This is a genomic window from Microcoleus sp. AT8-A3, assembly GCF_036705675.1.
GTDB lineage: Bacteria > Cyanobacteriota > Cyanobacteriia > Cyanobacteriales > Microcoleaceae > Microcoleus.
Genome location: NZ_JAUBVD010000066.1, coordinates 1 through 18,328, shown reverse-complemented (window position 1 = coordinate 18,328; position 18,328 = coordinate 1). Strand labels below are relative to the sequence as shown.

Below are 18,328 nucleotides of genomic sequence, written 5' to 3'. Positions count from 1 at the left end.
AGATCCATACCTCAGATATCGATATATGACGTTCCGTGTTTCAGTCTAGCGATCGAACTTAAATTCTTTTCAACAATTTTCCCCGTACTAAACTTGACGATAATCTACTCGTCAGACTAAATATTAACTTGCTGGATCAACGTAAGGCAGAACGGTGGTTAGCGGCGATGCCCTCTCATATATCGATATCTGATGCCTGCTCTCGATATATCATACTTTAATCATCTACTTAATTCAAAACCATGCAAATTCGACTAGCAGTCATCAGCAATGCTGGCGGCACTGGCAAAACCACACTTTCAGTTCACCTCGCCTACGAACTGGCGTTAAGGGGTTTGAAAATAGCCATTATGGATCTCGACCCCCAAGGCTCCCTGACCCTTTTTTGCGGCCTAAATCCGCCTGAGCCAGAACACACACTGTCCGCCATAATGCGAGAAAGCTTCAATGGTTCTTGGCCTCTTACTCCTAGCTGGAGTTCCCACACCAATAATATAACCGTTTGTCAAGGCGGAATGACGCTGACGCAAACAGCAGACGAGTTAGTTCTGCACAAGCGTGGCGCTTATCTTCTAGGCGATTGCCTGAGCGACTATCCAATGGATCACGACCTAATTATCTTCGACTGCCCCGCTACCCTCGGCCCCTTGCCCTTGATGGCACTAACTGCTTGCACTCATATAATAGTGCCCGTACAGCTCGAACCAAAATCAATTCAAGGAGCAGCTCACCTGCTGGAGTGGTACTACCACCATTGCAAACAATTACGCCTCAAGCCGCAACCAGAAATCTTAGGGTTTGTACCCAACCAATACGATACGAAACGAGCCGTCCACCGACAACTTTTAGAGTCATTGCCAGCCCAGCTAGAGCAGATGAATATCCGCGTTTTTCCACCTATTCGGGACAGTGCAGAATTTGTCAATGCCAGCGGTCAAGGGTTGCCATTACACCTTTATCGCCCGCTTCACCCAGCTTTAGGCGACTTCAAAGAAATTGTTAAACAGTTAGCTACTTTAATGGGAAATGGAGTTGCTCCGGCTATTGCCAAAAAAGGAAAAAAAAAGAAATAGTGTTTGATTCACAGTCACAACTTGCGCCGGCGAAAACGAATCCTTCGTTTTTGGCTTATAGGCATGAACTGACTTCTTCCAATCCCCAATTTAAAATCTAAAATCGCTATGGCCACCCGTAAAGCTCCCGACTTGGGAAATTATTTTTCATCCGCCAAGCAGTCAATGCACCTCTCTGAAGCTGAATCCGAGATTCAGGAACTCAAAGCAGAAATTGAAGAACTGCGAAAATCGGGTTCAACGGAATTGGAATCTCAATTGACTGCACTGCGAGAACAACTAGAATCCGCCAGCGGTATCCTCTCCATTTCACTAGACCAAATTCAGCCTAATCCTGAACAACCCAGACAGACTTTTTTGCCAGAAAGTATTGAGTCCATGTCCCGTTCCCTCGCTAGTGACGGACAACTGCAACCCATTATCTTGATTCAACGGGGGGATTTGGTGATATTCGATGGAGAACGGCGCTGGCGCAGCGCTAAAAATCTGGGCTGGGAAACTTTGCAAGCTGTGATCGTTCCAGAACCGGCCGCTTTGCACCGCAAAGCACTGCTGACTTCCCTGCACCGGGAAGACCTCAACCCTCTCGACAAAGCGGAAGCTATCGTGCGGGAGTTGTCTGAAAATACTGGTTTGGAAGCTGCAAACATCCCCCGCACTCTCTCAACAGTCGTGCGGCGCTTGAACGCGCAAAAGCGGATGAACTCGGTTTCTGAGTTGGTAACGGCGACACCTGACGAGCAGCAACAGGGTTTAACTGCTTTAGCTTTGGATGAAGCAGAGTTTGCCGTCTTGGGGACGCTGTTGGATTTGCAGCTCAATCCCGCTTCCGTAGATGCCAACATTTTCCCGATGCTGTCTTTGGCTGATGACCTGAAAATTGCTATCAGGCAATCAGGTCTTAAAGGGGTTCATGCAATGGTTCTTTCTAAACTCTCTGCGAAAAATTTGGTGTTGCCAGAGGAAGAAGCGCTGCCGATTAGAGTTAAAACAACTAATCAAGTTATTGCCGATAAATTGTCAGTGACCCAAACTCGTAAATTGGTGCAAGAAATTATCAGTTCTACTCTGGATGATTTCCCAGGAGCAGCCCGCCCGTTCAAGCAGGTAAAGTTGGCAGCCGGGAATTTGAAAAAGCTGTCACCGCAAGTGTTGGAGCAAGCTGAGGTTGAACAACTGGTGGAGTTGCAGGAGGTTTTGCGCCAAAAGCTGGCGGAAATTGAGGCGGTTTTGAAACAAAATGGTGGGGAATAATACCAATTTCATAAATTTCTGCTACAGAGGCAGTTCTAACTCCTCCCCTCGAACGGGGGAGTTGAGGGGGTAGATATTTAGCGATATTTTATGAATTTGGTATAACAACAAAGTTTCGATCGGGCTGTCTGCTGAAATCGATCGACTGTTTCTACCCATCGTTTTTATCGATCACCTTCGATCTGATTAGCTGCCAGACAATCTATAATAAACGAATTGCATTGTGGAGGTAGTTATCCATGAGGCAATGCAAGCTTGTGAGTCAGTTTGTGAATTTTTTGATAAGTTGTTCTGTCTGACGGTAATTTCGATCGCAAAACAGCTTTTTGTTGGTTGTAGCAAGCACCGATCGCCTTGAGGAGTTTACCATTAATAGTCGGCGGGTTAAATCTTGCTTGATTCGATATATGTGGCAACCTGAAAACACATTGTCCTTATGAGAGACCGCGATCGCATCCAACAATACGCTCTCAAACTAGGTAGAGAAGGTAAACTCCTATATTCAATATTAGTGAATATTGCTACCCGATTGCATCACGCTTTGAAAACAATTATATCTCAAAACAGTGGAATAAAACACTTACCGTATCGCGATTTAAAAATCACCCCACAATTATTAGGAACTATTGAAAAAACATTCGAGAAATACTTGACATCAGATTTTTTGGAAAAGAATGCAGAGTGGATACTGAATCAATTAGAACTCTGGAATCGAGGAGAAAACCTATCGGATATTCTGCCTGGAACGATCGCTTTTCACCCTGACGCATCCTTACCCAAATCCGAATCCCGGACAGAATCTCAGATAATTAGTGCGTGTGGATATCATGCTGCCGATGAATTACTACAACAAATAAATATACAAAATCTATCAGCAGCTCAGTTGGCAAAAATCTTAGAACTTGCACCCCTTCCAATTCCAGTAACCGAACCCCCATTATTCAAGAATAAATCTGTAGAAGCTGTTCCAACAGCAGCTCTGATGGCTTCCAGTCTCCGCGCGCAGATCCGACCTGATTTGTGGTATGAAGCTGCCAGCAGTATTGCTGTTTTTCAACATGAAGCAAAGGGTAACTCAAACAATTATATCGAGCATTACATTTCCAGCCCAGGTGACATTACCCTGCTGCCTTGGAACGAAGCCCAGCAAATCATTGATAAGTTTGGGTTTACCAGCGCAAAATTGCACATTATTTTTGCAGCTCATACCATGAAACAAGAAACTCCTTGGCACAGCAGCTTTACACTAAAAGCCAGCGATATTGTTAAGGAAATGGGATGGGATAAAAATCACAAAAAAACTCAAATAGAAAAACTGCTAGAGATTGCTAATACAGCATTTGCCCTTGATTGTTTGTTGGTCAAAGCTGTTTGGATTGAGGGAATGAACAAGAAAGGGCAAATTATAGCTAGTGCTCCTGTAGGGAGAATGTGGAATGTCTACATCAAACCCCAAGGTCAGTTAAATTTTGAAGGTAAGATAGACAACCCCCATGAAATCTACATCACAGTCCAACCCGGATTGTGGACTCAGGATTTTTTGAACCGAGCTGGAGCCAAGTCGAGAGAAGCGTTATATCAGTTTGGCTATCTTTCCCAGCAAGTGCTGAGAATCGATCCGTACCATAACGAATTTGCCTTAAGACTAGCAATTCATGTCACCATAGAAAGCCGATTTCACGCCAGTGGTGAATACCGAGTCTTAACGCTACTAAAAGCGATTTTACCATCTCCACAAATTGACTCAGCTCGCAGCGATAATCGCAAAGCCTACAAATTAAAGCAGAGCTGGGATAGTGCCTTAAAACTATTAATAAATCTGGAGTGGCAAATAGAATTTGACCCGGAAACTTATCCAGATAAACTTCAGCCTGAGAACAAGGAAAGAAACCCAAAAGGCTACCTGGAATGCTGGCTGGCGGCCAAAATTACCATCCTTCAGCCAGAACCCATCCCACTTTTAATCTCAAAGAAGACCCAACCCAAACAATTAAAGCGCGCTTCGGCAAAACCACTCTCGATAGCAGGTGCTTCCGTGCGAAAAGCCCGTGAAGGTAAGGGGTGGACTCAGAGAAAATTAGCTGGTTGGTTGGGGGTTTCACAGTCGCTGATTGCTCAGATAGAGCGCGGTCAGCGGACTGTCAGCCCGGAAATAGAGACTAAATTGCTCGCTCTATTGGATATCGCTGAGTGAAGTCGATCGCATTTGAGATTGGAGATTTTAGATCGATGGGGGTTTGAAACTTGTCGGCTGTTGAATTCAGTTTTGGGGCGCGGTACTCGTACCAAACTGACTCGTCGCCTCACTGGTCGCTGCTTCGGAAAACTTATACCACTTCTCCAAAATAATGCAACAGTAGTTTGTACCGCTCGAATCTAATTGTATTGGGTACTCGACCCGCATTGTAGCAGCATTTTAGAGAAATTGTATTACCCAAAGCTGCTCATAGATTGGGTTAGTGTTTTTTATCCTACGATCGTGACTTCAAGCAGATAAAAAACTTTGACCTTGCGCTGTGTCGATTTTAGGCACGTTAGAGAATTTTGATGTTACCCAGCAAAAGCCTTACTAATCAACAGCAAGCAAAAATTTTTTACGCCCGATCAATAAAAGATTGGTTATTCAAGTTGTTATTCAATTTGAGCGATCGCAGCGACAGAGCCTGGGGCTGGCTGCGTATCTTGCGGGTGCCATGACTTTCTTAACGCAACCTCAGTCCAGACTTTACCGGGCTGTATCTTTACTGGTTTGAGCTGGTTGTCCAGTTTTGTCCGGTATCTCGCGGATAGCTATGCAGGTGAACGCATTCAAATACTCCTATTTTCAGAATTAGCGAGATCCAGCGAGCCTAAAGGGCTAGTTGCCGTAATCAAGCTGACAGCAGCCGTGTAATCATAAAAAAAACTTAAAAAATCGAGCTTAAACCCTTACAGTATATGGGTTTAAGCTTGATTACAAAAACATCCACATCCCAGGACAATTTTATCCACATCCCAGGATAATCTTATCCACATCCCAGGATTATGATTTTTTGAAACTCTTGCTATATATAAATTTCAGCTTTTGATTACAACTTTTATAAGTCTGATAAGACTGATCCGCCACCACATCCCGCGACGATCGACCTGGCAGGATGGAAAAAATAATCGCACGGGCTCGACGATCGATCGCCAATGCAGCGCGATGGAGCGCATCTCGCCTTCCTGCTGCAAGCACGAGCGGATACCCCGCGACCAAATCCGACCAAATCCATAACAACCCCTCTCGCACGCTTCTAGTAGCTACCACAGCCGCTAAAAGTGACACGCTCATTTTTCCCGCGAACAAAAAATGGTTGCAGATACAACTACCTGGCACAAACCACCACTCACCAGATATGCCTCAATTTACGAAGCCCTGGCCGACGTACTCGAAGGCGCTACCCCCAGCGCCATCAAACTCGCCCTCTACCTGTACAGAACCTGCATCGGCGGCAAACCAGAGGAAATCGACATCTATGACATCCCCTTGGGCGAAAAACGAGCCACAAGAGTCCGAAACGGCAAGCCCTACAGCCCCAACACCAGGCGGGCAGCGCTCAGACAGCTCGAAAAACTCGGCTTGGTCAAAATTCTCAAAAACTACGGGCGTGGCATTTTTCGCATAGCAGTGCAGCACCTGGGCGACGTTCGCCCCTTCACTCACACCAATTCAAAATTCCAAAAACTGAGTAAGCAGTCAAAAAATCGACTGAACCAGCCAAAAATTGAGCAAACAGGGGGTTCAAACCCTGATGGTGCCGTACTCTTTACAAAGGATAAAAAAGGACAGCAAAGCACTGAAAACATTGCTGCTGTTTTTTTAAATTTTTCTAAAGAGGAAGAAAATTTAACATCACCAGATAAAAAACCACAGCTTGTAACTGAAATCAAATCTAAAAGCACTGAATTAAATAAAAATTCAGAACAAGAACAAAAAACCTGTACTGAAAATAAATGTTCCGCCCCAACCGCTGAATGTCTGAGAATTAATTCAGATAACAGTCAGGCAGTCGATGTGGCAATGCCTTACACTTCTGAACAAATAGGTTTGACCTCCAAACCCCCGCAAAAACTGCTGACAGAACTCAACAGCCTCGACAATCCAACAATCTCTGCCGCCAAATCACCAATACTTACCAATAAAGCTGTCCCGTTAAGTCCTGAAATATCTTCGCCCGTTACTCCCCAAGTTCCTGAAATTGTCGAAGCGGTTGCAATTGCCAACCCCGATGCGACTGAAACTGTCAAAGCCGTTCCAATTACTAATCCTGATGCGACTGAGATTCTCAAAGCGGTTGCAATTGCCAACCCTGATGCAACTGAAACTGTCGAACTAATTGCAATTGCCAACCCTGATGTAACTGAAATTGCCGAAACGGTTGCGATTGCTAACTCCGAAGCAACTGAAATTGTCGAAGTGGTTGCAATTTCTAATTCTGAAGTGGTTGCAATTTCCAATTCTGAAGGGGTTGCAATTTCCAATTCTGAAGGGGTTGCAATTTCCAATTCTGAAGCGGTTGTAATTTCCAGCCTTGATGTAACTGAAATTATCAAAGTGGTTGCAATTGTCAATTCCGAAACGACTGAAATTGCCAACCCTAATGCAATTCATAACTCTGAAGCGATTGCAATTACAAACCCCGATGCGACTCAGATTGTCGAGATAGTTATGCAAGCCACAGGAGGGATGAATCCCGAATTGAGAGTTTGCGTCCTCCAGTACAACTTAGAAGAAATTCAAGCAGCCATAAACCTGCTGCAAATCAGAAGCCAAACAAAGCCAATATCTAACCCTTCAGGATGGATTGTTGACTGTTTGCGCGGTCGTTGGTGGGGAAAAACTAATGGTTTTCCAAACTCGAACCCAACAAATGTTGTTTCGTCTCCAGCTTCAGCAGGCTCTTCTCCAACTCCAAAAAATTCTCCTTCTGCACAGACAACAAGAATAACTGAGGATTATATTGACCCTCAGTATATGCCATTAACAACTCACCGAAAGTTATCCGAACAGTTCCAAGAACTAGGCGAAGAAGCTTTCGCAGCGCTAGGTATTCAGCAGCAAATTTACTTGCAGTGGATACAGCGATTTCCTCAGCAAGCAAAACAAATTGTGAACAAATTGTCTACTACTTAGCTATTTAGCTCTTCTGTGAAAACAGTGATCATCCAACCCATTTAGACAGCTTTTAATCTTTTAGACAACTTTTCGCACAGTTGAATTAGCAACAATATCAAAGGAGAATACCCGACATGGCAGTCAGTTTTGTTGACAAAATTATTCCGAGCAATATTGATGCAGAGGAAGCAATTTTAGGTGGAATTCTTATCGATCCAATAGCCATTAAAAGAATCGCAAATATTCTGCGTCCCGAAGCATTGGCAATTACAGTCCACCAACATATTTATCGGGCCGCTTTGGTGCTGCATTCTCTAGAACAGCCCACAGATTTGATGAACATCACCACCTTCCTCGACAACCACAACCTGCTGGAAGTAGTAGGAGGTCAAATCAAACTGGTAATGCTGGTAGACCGAACTGTTTCAGCCGTCAATATCGACCAGTATGCCTTGCTAGTCATGGACAAGTTTGTCCGGCGCGAACTCATCAAAGTTGGCAATGACATCGTGCAGCTTGGCTACGAGACTTCCACCGAATTGGATGCGATACTAAATAAAGCCGAGGAAAAGATTTTTGCCCTCAATAAGTACAGAGAAGAGCGACAAAAAGCTATTCGACCTCTCTCCGAATACTGCGGAGAGCTTTGGCGATATCTAGATGAAATTGAGGAAGAGCGCTTGGAGACTGCTAACTACTTTCCTGGAATCAGCACGGGGTTTTACGACCTCGACGACCTATTGGGAGGGGGATTTTACCGAGGTGAATTGATTGTCATAGGAGGTCGCCCCGGCAGCGGCAAAACAGCTTTGGCTTGTGCCCTTGGCTACAACATTGCTTCCCTTCCCACGAACGGTCGAGTTTTGATGTTTTCGATGGAAATGCCAGGTCGGGACTTGGCAGCGCGACTAATGGCACTTGAGAGTGGGGTGTCGGTGAAAGATATCAGGAAAGTTAACCTAGCTGGTAAGTACGAAGTGCTAGCTTCGGCTTTAGGGAAAGTTAGCGATGCTGATTTTTGGATAGACGAAAGTTTGGAACCGTCTCCCTTGGAGATTCGTTCCAGAATTAGGGAGTTTGTTTGTGAGCGCGGCCCCTTGGGTTTGGTAATTCTTGATTACTTGCAATTAATGGTGAATTCGGCGGATGAAAATGTTGTCAATAAAATTAGCGAAATTACGCGGCAGATGAAGATTTTGGCTCGCGAGGTTGACGCGCCAGTTGTGCTGCTTTCCCAGCTCAATCGGGGGGTAGAGACTCGCACAAATAAACGTCCGAGTTTATCAGATTTGCGTGGCTCTGGTGGAATTGAACAGGATGCGGATGTTGTGCTTGGAGTTTACAGGGACGATTATTACAATCCTGATTCTCCCGATCGGGGAATCGCTGAAATTATTGGATTGAAAGGCCGCAATAGCGGAACGGGAACGGTTAAGTTGCTGTTTGATGCTGAATGCTGTCGGTTTCGGAATATCTATAAACTGCCGTAATATTAAAGGACAGGAAAATATTGAGCTCTGTCGCCTTACTTCAAGAGCCCGATCGCCTTGACAAGCTGTTCCGGCTGTACCTCCAAATAGCGCTGGAGACTCGACAAATTTTTGTGTCCCGAAATCTCCATAATCACCCGCAGCGGCACCCCAGCATTGCTCAAGTTCGTGAGTGCTGTCCGCCTCATGGAATGCGTTGAAGCTCCCTTAATTCTTACCCGCTTGCAAGCTTCTTTAAAAATCACATCCGCCTGAGCGCGAGTCAAAGGCTTCGTATTGTCTCGCCCCGGAAACAAAAAACCCACATTTGGATTGTAAGCCTTTAAATACTTAGCCAGTATAGGATGGAGCGGCAGCGTTCGCGTTGCTGATTTCCCCTTTGTCGTCGCTTTCCGCAACGTGACTGACCCCCCAACAATGTCGTGAGTTGTTAAAGCTAACGCCTCTGAAATGCGGCAGGCGCAGTAAAAAGTTACAGCAAACAAAAGCCTGTCCCTTGCTGTAATAAAACCCCGGTCAAACAGTCGGTCAATTTCTGCGGGCGTCAAAATCTTAGCGCGCCCATTCCCAAGAACCTTCACGGCGCAGCCTCTTAGAGTAAATTCCTTGATTATTGGACGAAAGGGACATTACGTCAAGTCTGCCTCCAAGCTTTTATCGCTTGATGGGACACTTGCGGGGCGCCGCGCCTCCGATGCCGGAGCCCGCGCCCTTTATTGCAGTTAGATGGCTTTTATTGCTACTCAACTGACTTAAATTCTCAGGCAAATTGATAATTGGCAAGGTGGCGATCGCGTCTATGAGTTCTCGGAAGGTAACAGGTTCAAGGGCTGCCATAACGGCACGAGCAAATAAAACTGGCGCTTATATAATTTGATTATACTATTTTTTGATTCAACTTGCAATTTTTTGTGATATTTTCGTTCCTCCTTAATAAAAAGTTATGAATGTTTCGGAAAAGAGCTTCCCTCACTTATGCAAAAAAAAATGCCATTGCAGTCGGCGAGCAAAAGCATTGTTATAAGTTTTGGAGGGTAAACAAGCGCGCTGGTTAATTGGTTGGCGATCGAAACTTTTGGTTCACCGTCTTGACGCCGAACGCGCACCTTTACCTCTGTCAGAAGTAGCGAAGGCCCTCCTTGTCTGCAATAACCGCTTTGGGAGCAAGCTTGAGGATGAGAAGCATCACAAATTCTGGAGAATCTTCCAGCCTATTTTTGATTTGAGCCTGCAACCATTCAACAGAGGAATCAGAACCATTGACATGAATGCGAGCAAGCCCAGGGACGGTGCAGCAGCTTTAATGGCGCTGGCAATGAATGCGAGCAAGCTAAGAGTGAAATCAGCGAAGTATTAACGGCAGGAATTGAGGTCGTGCTTGCGCCTGAATGTGCGGCAAAATCAATAGGTTTTGCAGGTTCGTTCGGTGTTTGTTTGCCTGTACACCGATGGCGAAAGCGATGGGTGCTGGCTGGGTTCTCAATTTCAATTGTTGCTCCATTTACCTCGCTGCCGGCACCGTCGGATTGCGCTGCGGCTGTTGCCACATTTACTTCGGTTCGATTGTTTGTGAGTTCTTCCAATTGGGCTGCTTCAGGCTCGTGCAGGAATGCTGAGGCTAAGCATTCATAGGGTGGTAAAAAGGAAAGGCGGAAATAGTACATCGTTGATAGTTGCGATAGTCATCTGAACAAAAAACTCCCAATCAAATTTTTGCGGTAAGCATTGCTAACCTTTGTTAGATTGCAACAGTTGACAACATGGTGCAGCATGGCTATATGGGCTGAAGAACCGGAGAATTAACTTCATCCTTTTGGATGATTAACTGAGGAGAAATCCACCTAATCTGATAATTTATTCCACGGTCCCGGCCTGCTGTACGAGGATCTAAGCGGTTTCAGGAAAGCGAAAAGTTGTGTTTTCTTTCTTTGCGATCGCCTCGCGCGTGACGGGCGCCAATGCGAACGGGACATTGGCGGATGAGCATTCAGTCGTCACAATTAGCACTCTCTGCGGAGAGTGGTTTCAGTAGCTGACTTTTTTAGCCGCTCAAAGGGCGGTAGGCGCGGAGGTTAATCAAAAATTAATCGGACATTACCGAACTGCCACTTCACCCATATCTTGGCACGCTAGATGGAACTATAAAATGGCACTAACAATGCCTGCAATGGTTAGAACTTCGTACCCCTATAGAGGAAGCGATCGCATAATTCTGCGTGGCTACTGCCAAGTTATGGTTCAAGTGACACAAACTTATGTGATACCAAATCCGGGTTGGTTACCCCCGTGATGATGGCGAAAAAAAACTTCATTTGCTTGTGTTATTTTAAAAACCCCAACCTCTGGAGAAGTTGGGCAGGAAAGCTGTCACCAATTTCGGTAAATTTAGCTACTTTAACAATTAGTAAACAAGTGAATATATTCACCCTCGCAAGGCGAGCGCTCGTTGATGATTATTGAGAGAAATTTGCCGCGCAACGAGCGGTTATCCTTCTGAAGGCGAACAGTTTTGTGGCCACCAATAATAATTGGTAAGATTTTTGATGGGTTCTGTCATAGTTGCCGATAAAATTTGACAGCGTTCTTCGAGAACTGCTTAATAGTTTTGTATATGCGTCGAAACTTTTATTGACGCTTCGGTTCATCAGGCTTTCTCACTACTTAAACTAATATTTTGGCACACTAAGTACGGAAGACCCGAAAATTCGCTCTAGTTGAGAGTCAGGTTGCTGACACCGCCGCCACTGCTGGATTTGCCCGAAGTGGGTCGGGTGTCCGAGCAGTGAATGACTTTCCAAGCGGTGCAGCCGAGCAAGAAGAAACGGGCGCTTAGGAAGCTTGGAGTGGATTCGTTAATTTAAGTATTTTCCTGCCTGATTTAAGTATTTTCTCGCATGAAAACAGTTACTTTTATAAAGACTTAACATAAGTTATACAACTCTCAGTAAATATACAGAATTATTTTCTGACTCGCAGCAGCAAAAACTATAAAGTTCAGTATTGTAACTAATATATTTATAATCTAGTCTAGCCGATAATAAGGATGAGCAACAAGTTGAGCGCAGTCGTAGGAGTAAGCGTAAGTAAAGATTCCTCGAATTTGCTCAACGCCAAATCAATCAATTAAAAATCCAGGGTGCAGCCATGACTTTAACAAAGCCGTTTCGATTGCGTTTTCCCCAAAAAAGTAGCAAAAGCACAAATTTTGCAACCCCTACCTTGACTGTTAATCCTACAACAGACAGTTTGAGAGCTCGAACATCAAGCAAAACAATCAATAATAATAGTCCTGGACGCATAGACTCTACTTGTATGATACGCCGCTCCCTGCCTTACCACTACAGATAGTGTCAAAATTGACCCGTTGAATCGAGGACTGAATAAATTGAGCCTAGGACTGAATAAATTGAGTCTAGGACTCAATAAATAGCGAAAGCGAGTAACAATAGCGAAGGCGGGCTACAGTCGTTTAAGGAGTACGGAAGAGCCTTATAACTCCATTCAAACAGGCGTCTCGACCAAAGCGGGTAACATAATTGCAACTCGCATCTCCTCAAAAAGATAAGTGACGCATCCAAGCTTACCAAAACTATTATTTAACCCTCAAATCAGGAGTGCAAGCGAGTGCCTTTAACAGACCCGATTGGAGAACATTTAATAGAAAAACAGGAATCCTTAATTCCCGGACTTGCCCCGACAAAGCCCCCTCTGCTGCCGGGAATTCAAACCTCAAAACCTTTATTATATCAAGCTTCGGCAGAATCATCCGAATCCGAACAACTTAACTTAAACTTAATAGAACCAGCAAGCGAACCCGCATCCGAATTCAGTCTAACAGAAACTGATGCTTTTATTATTAATAAAGCCTCCGATATTAACAGCATACCTTCTGCCAACACCAGCCCTCTGATAACTAACAGCACTCTCAGGGATACAACAAATTCTGAAGTTGACCCCCTAATTGGTAAACTCGACTCCGACTTAGGAGACCCCCTAATCAACCCGAATCGAATTGCATCAAATAACGTTTCTTCTGATTCTAATAAATCTGCGACTGACATACCTCCAGTCAACTCGTCAATCAGCAGCTCAGAACTAAATAAAACCACAGCAGCTACAACCGCTGTTCCCGATGAATTGCTGGAAAATAAAACACAATTATCGCCAACCGCCTCCACAAAATCAGAACAAGATTCGGACAAAACATTACCCGTTGTAACTGCATCTACCACGAGCGAAAAAGATTCGGACAAAACGCCATTACCCGCTACCGCTGAAACGACTTCAAAACCCGAAGAACACCAAACGCCCTTATCATCAGAGACTACACTCAAAAGCGAGTCATCACCAAACAAAATATCACCGGCAACTGCATCAACGTCTGACAATTCAGGAGAAAATACAACATCACCCGCAACTGCCTCAGCCACTGAAAACCCTGAACCAGATCGAACATTACCTGCAACTGCATCAACGACTGATAAATCTGAACCAGATCGAACATCACCCGCAACTGCATCAGCCGCTGAAAACTCTGAACCAGATCGAACATTACCTGCAACTGCATCAACGACTGATAAATCTGAACCAGATCAGACATTACCCGCAACTGCATCAGCCGCTGAAAACTCTGAACCAGATCGAACATTACCTGCAACTACATCAACGACTGATAAATCTGAACCAGATCGAACATCACCCGCAACTGCATCAGCCGCTGAAAACTCTGAACCAGATCGAACATTACCTGCAACTGCATCAACGACTGATAAATCTGAACCAGATCAGACATTACCCGCAACTGCATCAGCCGCTGAAAACTCTGAACCAGATCGAACATTACCTGCAACTACATCAACGACTGATAAATCTGAACCAGATCGAACATCACCTGCAACTGCGTCAGCTTCTGATTTATCAGAATCCAACAAAACATCACCTGCAACTGCGTCAGCTTCTGATTTATCAGAATCCAACCAAACCTCACCTACCGAAATATCCACCAACAACTTAGAGACCGCCACTAATCTAGAACCAAATAAAACCTCAACCCCAGAACCAGATCGAACCTCAACTCCCCCAACCAACGTTAACTTTGACTCAAACGCATTCACTGTCGATGAAAAAGGAATAGTCGGCATACAATTCACATCCGACGGCGGCTGGTATAGCGGACAACTAGCCATCGTCAGCCTACTCGGAATGGAAAAATTCGTTCCCGGTTCCGAAGCATTTATCAAAGAAGCAGCAAGTCGAGCTTTAAGCAACTCGACAAAGGGCTACATCGCAATTTCTGACGATTTAGAAGGAGCATATTACACCGATCCTAACAGCTCAGAAAACCTCAATTCCGGGCAATATCTCGGCACAAAAACATTTGCCATGACGCCTGGGGACAAATTCTTCTTCATGCTAGTCCCCAACGGCACCGTACAGCAAGTATACGACAACCCCGCAATCGGCGACGACAAAAAACCCCTATTTTCAATAGCTACAGACAATCCCAGCGACACCTTCAGTATCGGTCAAATTGCCGACATTACAGGCGAAGGCCAACTCTTCGCCATGGAAGACATGGGGCTAATTCAAGGAAGCGATATCGATTACGATGATATCACATTCCGTGTCACGGGCGCTACATCCAAAATAGTTCCCCTCAGCGAATTAGTTGACTCCTTCTCTGCATCAATTCACTCCCAGTTAGTTCAAAAACTGAAGGGTGAATCGGATAAATCAGAGCCGAAATTTACCCAAGAATCAACTGTTACTAATTCCGGCGATCAATCCCAGGGAGAAACACCATCGATAACTGCTGATAACGACCAACAAAAACTTCAGCCAACAGCAGCAACAGTTGCTAACTCAGACAGCCCTGAAGCGCAACCAACAGAAACATCAATAGTTGACAAATCCAATACTCAAGAATCACTACCAACAGCAACATCAATAGTTGACAAATCCAATACTCAAGAATCACTACCAACAGCAACATCAACAGTTGATAAATCTGATAGTCAAGAATCACCAGCCACAGAAACATCAACAGTTGGCAAATCTGATAGTCAAGAATCGCAGCCAACAGAAACATCAACAGTTGGCAAATCTGATAATCAAGAATCGCAACAAATAGAACAAACAGCCTCTCCCCCAGAGACACCCAGTGTTATCCCTAATGAATTAAATTCAGAAAGTGAACTGCCAGTATCAGCAGAATTTATTGTCAGCCAGTCAGCAGATACTGAATCAATTAAAACCGACACAACTGCAACTAATCGCATTCCTCAATTGCCGGCTGAAGCCGACTATGCTGTAAATAATGCTGCTTCTCCACCAACCGCTGAAACTCTGCTGATTCCCACTCCCATCGCGTCACAGCCTCCTGCAAAAACATCTGAGATTGCCGATAATTTTGGCGAAGAATTGCCAAGAGAAACCGATGACAATCTTCCTAATGCTGCCTCACAATTGCCGACCCAAATTACTGAGGTTATTCCCGCATCTAAAGCTGTTGATATCCAAGAAATTGACCGGGATGTTACCGAAAACGCAGCCGAATTTGAAACAGAACAATTTCCCACAACAACCGCTGAGATTATTGCTACAAAAATAGAAAACGTTGCCGATTTAATTGAAGATGACACCACCTTCCCTGAAATAACAGGCGAATTTGAAACAGAACAATTGGTGACAAAAACCGAATCAATTGTTGCCGCACCCGAAGCGGATGATACGGTTGAACGCGAACTCCCTGTTGCTGAAATAACAGCCGAATTTGAAAGCCAACAATTGCCACCAAAAACAGACGATTTCGCTCTTGCTGAATTCACTGCGGATACAATTGATACGGACATCGCTGTCACCTTCACAGCAGCAGAATTAGAGACTGAAAACTCCCCGGCAACTGTCGTTAATTCTCTCGAACCCGACCCGCTAATTTCCCACTCAAACTCTAGCGTACAAACCGATTCTCCTATACAGACACTTTTCTCAACTCCATCAGAAACAGCAGCAGGTACGGCACAGATAGCCTCAGTCGAAACTAGCGTTTCACCCTCAACTCTTAAATCCCCACCCGAACCAAATTCAAACACTTATAATAGCAATTCAACTCAAACAGAAACCGCCGCCGCTCAACCTGCGTATTCCGATACCGAAATTGCGCCCCAAGCCGCAGATATAACAAGCGGTTTGTTGCCGTTAGAGGCAGAAGAACCGGCTCAATTTTCGGACTGTATTGCCAACATTCAACCCAATTCAACACAGCGTACTGGCGACTTCCAAAGCAATACAAATCCCCCAACAAATTTATCAATAACAACTACAGCCAATTTACCGCCAATCCCCGGTACTTTTCTTGTAGATAATCAAGGAGAAGTCAGATTTGACTATGTATTTGACGGCGGTTCCTTTGAAGGCGAAGTCGGAATTTTCAGCCTGGCAGGAATGTCCGCATTTACACCAGGAACTCCAGAATTCATTGCCGAAGCATTGCGTAGAGTTTTAAGCAATTCCACCGACGGCCACATTGTCATCAGCGACTCGATAGAAGGAGCAAAATTCACCGGTGCGATGCCGTTCGACGGGGAGTGGAACAGCGGCGAATATCAGGGTATCAAAACTTTCAATATGACCCCAGGTGACACCTTTGCCGTCATGTTAGTCCCCAACGATACAGTGCAGTCATCGCTCGAATCCTCATATTGGGGAAATTGGTACTCCGGAAACCGCCCCTTATTCAGTATTGCGAATGCCAATCCCAACGATACATCTTACGTGTTGCCGATCGCCGACGCAACAGGTACGGGGAACACTTTTGCGATGGAAGATATGTCAGCCGCTAACTCTGACAGCGACTACAATGACCTTATCTTCACAGTGCTTGGGGCAACAGGAAACGCACCGCTGCTTTCTGCAGTTATCAATCCTGACAGAGAATGGCGCAATACGACTCTCGGACAGCAACTGATAGAATACGCCAACAGCCAAGTGCCATCAGACACAGCGCCCCCCGCAATTGCAGCAGCGCTAGTTAACGACACCGGTTCTAACAGTACCGACGGCATCACCAATAACCCCGCCATCAGCGGAACAATTACCGATGCCAGCGACATTGCTAGCTTCCGCGCCAGCTTTTCGAGAGAGTCTACCGGCATTGAACTTAAAGACTTGCTAACCTCCGACGGCAGCTTTGCACTCACCCCCAACACACTCTCCACAGTAAACGGCAACACCTTAACAGACGGCACGTATACCCTATACCTGCTTGCAACCGACTCGGAAGGCAACACCAACACCTTTGAACTCCCCTTCACCCTCGACACGACACCGCCAGAACTAACATTTGGCTTAAACCCAGCTTTCGACACTCCCCCCGTTGCAGACGGGCAAACCCTAGACTCCACCGTCACCTTAACCGGGCAAACCGACCCCGGAATTACCGTTATTCTAGCTGAAACAGGAGCTATAACTACTGCTGACTCTACAGGACGCTTTGAGTTTGCAGGAGTAACATTAGCTATTGGCAGCAACAGTTTCACCGCCACTGCCACAGACAAGGCCGGCAACGAGAGTACCGCCAGCAGAACTTTTACCCGCACCGAAGCTACTGACTCAGGCGTTATATGGCTGGCTGAAGGAACATCCTTCACAGAAAAGTTAGAACGGCCCATTACAATTCCAGCAGTGCCGTCAACGCTTACTGTGAATATCGCCGGTCTCAACTTCGACAGGGCAGACTCCGACTCCATCAAGGATGCTTTTGAAATAGCCTTAGTCGATGCCAGCGGTCGCTCTTTAGTTCACACTGTAGGAACGGGACTCAACAGCTTCTTCAATTTCACCGAAGGACAGCCTCCCCAACTAGCAGCAGGCGTTACTTTCAACGGCTCTAATATCAGTGTAAATTTATCGCAAATAGCGGATGGTACGGCTGCTACACTGCAAATACGGTTGGTCAACAACGACAGCGATACAGCAACGCAAGTCGGCATCACCTCAATTGCCATTCAACCTTTAGCGGTTCCAACAGCTCCTGTAACAGCATCGCCCTCCGAGGATGTATCCCCTAACGTACCAGTCAATTTCAATCGCTTGCAGGACGTTTCGAGCAGTCTGGAAGCAGAATACAAACAGACTTCATTCAATTCAAGCAGCAAAATTCTTTACGCCGATTTAGCTGTAAAAAATGCGGGTCAGTATCCGGTGCGGGGTACGCTTTTGGTAGGGATAAACAATATTAGCGACCCAACGGTGCGACTGTTGGATGCGGACGGAATGACGCCGGAAGGAATTCCTTATCGGGACTTAAACATAAAATACGATAAAAATAGGTTATAATGCTTACATAGCAAGCATATAACGTTAAAAAATGACCC

Annotated in this window: 11 protein-coding genes; 6 read left to right on the top strand and 5 right to left on the bottom strand. The window is 45.3% G+C overall.

Features of this window, described 5'->3' with window-relative positions; translation table 11 throughout:
• Window positions 1-242: 242 nt before the first annotated feature.
• Both QUB51_RS25960 and QUB51_RS25955 read left to right on the top strand, forming a co-directional pair.
• Window positions 243-1,073, top strand: coding sequence for a ParA family protein (locus QUB51_RS25960; RefSeq protein WP_333058101.1), 831 nt, complete (start codon window positions 243-245; stop codon window positions 1,071-1,073).
• 108 nt (window positions 1,074-1,181) lie between these two features.
• Window positions 1,182-2,327: a ParB/RepB/Spo0J family partition protein gene (locus QUB51_RS25955; protein ID WP_333058102.1), complete on the top strand. Its 1,146-nt coding sequence runs from the start codon at window positions 1,182-1,184 to the stop codon at window positions 2,325-2,327.
• A 233-nt stretch (window positions 2,328-2,560) separates the two neighbouring features.
• On the opposite strand, the gene QUB51_RS25950 is transcribed toward QUB51_RS25955, so the two are convergent.
• Window positions 2,561-2,743: a hypothetical protein gene (locus QUB51_RS25950; RefSeq protein ID WP_333058103.1), complete on the bottom strand. Its 183-nt coding sequence runs from the start codon at window positions 2,741-2,743 to the stop codon at window positions 2,561-2,563.
• Between the two features lie 20 nt (window positions 2,744-2,763).
• On the opposite strand from QUB51_RS25950, the gene QUB51_RS25945 reads away from it, so the two are divergent.
• Window positions 2,764-4,521, top strand: a complete 1,758-nt coding sequence (locus QUB51_RS25945) for a helix-turn-helix transcriptional regulator (RefSeq protein ID WP_333058104.1) — start codon at window positions 2,764-2,766, stop codon at window positions 4,519-4,521.
• 828 nt (window positions 4,522-5,349) lie between these two features.
• Here QUB51_RS25945 and QUB51_RS25940 read toward each other — a convergent pair.
• Complete coding sequence (locus QUB51_RS25940; protein WP_333058105.1) at window positions 5,350-5,640, bottom strand: hypothetical protein; 291 nt, start codon at window positions 5,638-5,640, stop codon at window positions 5,350-5,352.
• 18 nt (window positions 5,641-5,658) lie between these two features.
• On the opposite strand from QUB51_RS25940, the gene QUB51_RS25935 reads away from it, so the two are divergent.
• Window positions 5,659-7,482: a hypothetical protein gene (locus QUB51_RS25935; RefSeq protein WP_333058106.1), complete on the top strand. Its 1,824-nt coding sequence runs from the start codon at window positions 5,659-5,661 to the stop codon at window positions 7,480-7,482.
• Window positions 7,483-7,598: 116 nt separating this feature from the next.
• Window positions 7,599-8,954, top strand: a complete 1,356-nt coding sequence (dnaB, locus tag QUB51_RS25930; protein ID WP_333058107.1) for a replicative DNA helicase — start codon at window positions 7,599-7,601, stop codon at window positions 8,952-8,954.
• Window positions 8,955-8,989: 35 nt separating this feature from the next.
• On the opposite strand, the gene QUB51_RS25925 is transcribed toward dnaB, so the two are convergent.
• The 3 genes from QUB51_RS25925 to QUB51_RS25915 form a co-directional block, all read right to left on the bottom strand.
• Window positions 8,990-9,535 carry a site-specific integrase gene (locus tag QUB51_RS25925; RefSeq protein ID WP_333058109.1) on the bottom strand — a complete coding sequence of 182 codons (546 nt, stop codon included), beginning with the start codon at window positions 9,533-9,535 and terminating at the stop codon, window positions 8,990-8,992.
• A 73-nt stretch (window positions 9,536-9,608) separates the two neighbouring features.
• On the bottom strand, window positions 9,609-9,791 hold the full coding sequence (locus tag QUB51_RS25920) for a hypothetical protein (protein WP_333058110.1): 183 nt from the start codon (window positions 9,789-9,791) through the stop codon (window positions 9,609-9,611).
• Window positions 9,792-10,204: 413 nt separating this feature from the next.
• Complete coding sequence (locus tag QUB51_RS25915) at window positions 10,205-10,618, bottom strand: hypothetical protein (RefSeq protein WP_333058111.1); 414 nt, start codon at window positions 10,616-10,618, stop codon at window positions 10,205-10,207.
• Between the two features lie 1,960 nt (window positions 10,619-12,578).
• On the opposite strand from QUB51_RS25915, the gene QUB51_RS25910 reads away from it, so the two are divergent.
• Window positions 12,579-18,290: a DUF4114 domain-containing protein gene (locus QUB51_RS25910; RefSeq protein ID WP_333263834.1), complete on the top strand. Its 5,712-nt coding sequence runs from the start codon at window positions 12,579-12,581 to the stop codon at window positions 18,288-18,290.
• The last annotated feature ends 38 nt before the right edge of the window (window positions 18,291-18,328 follow it).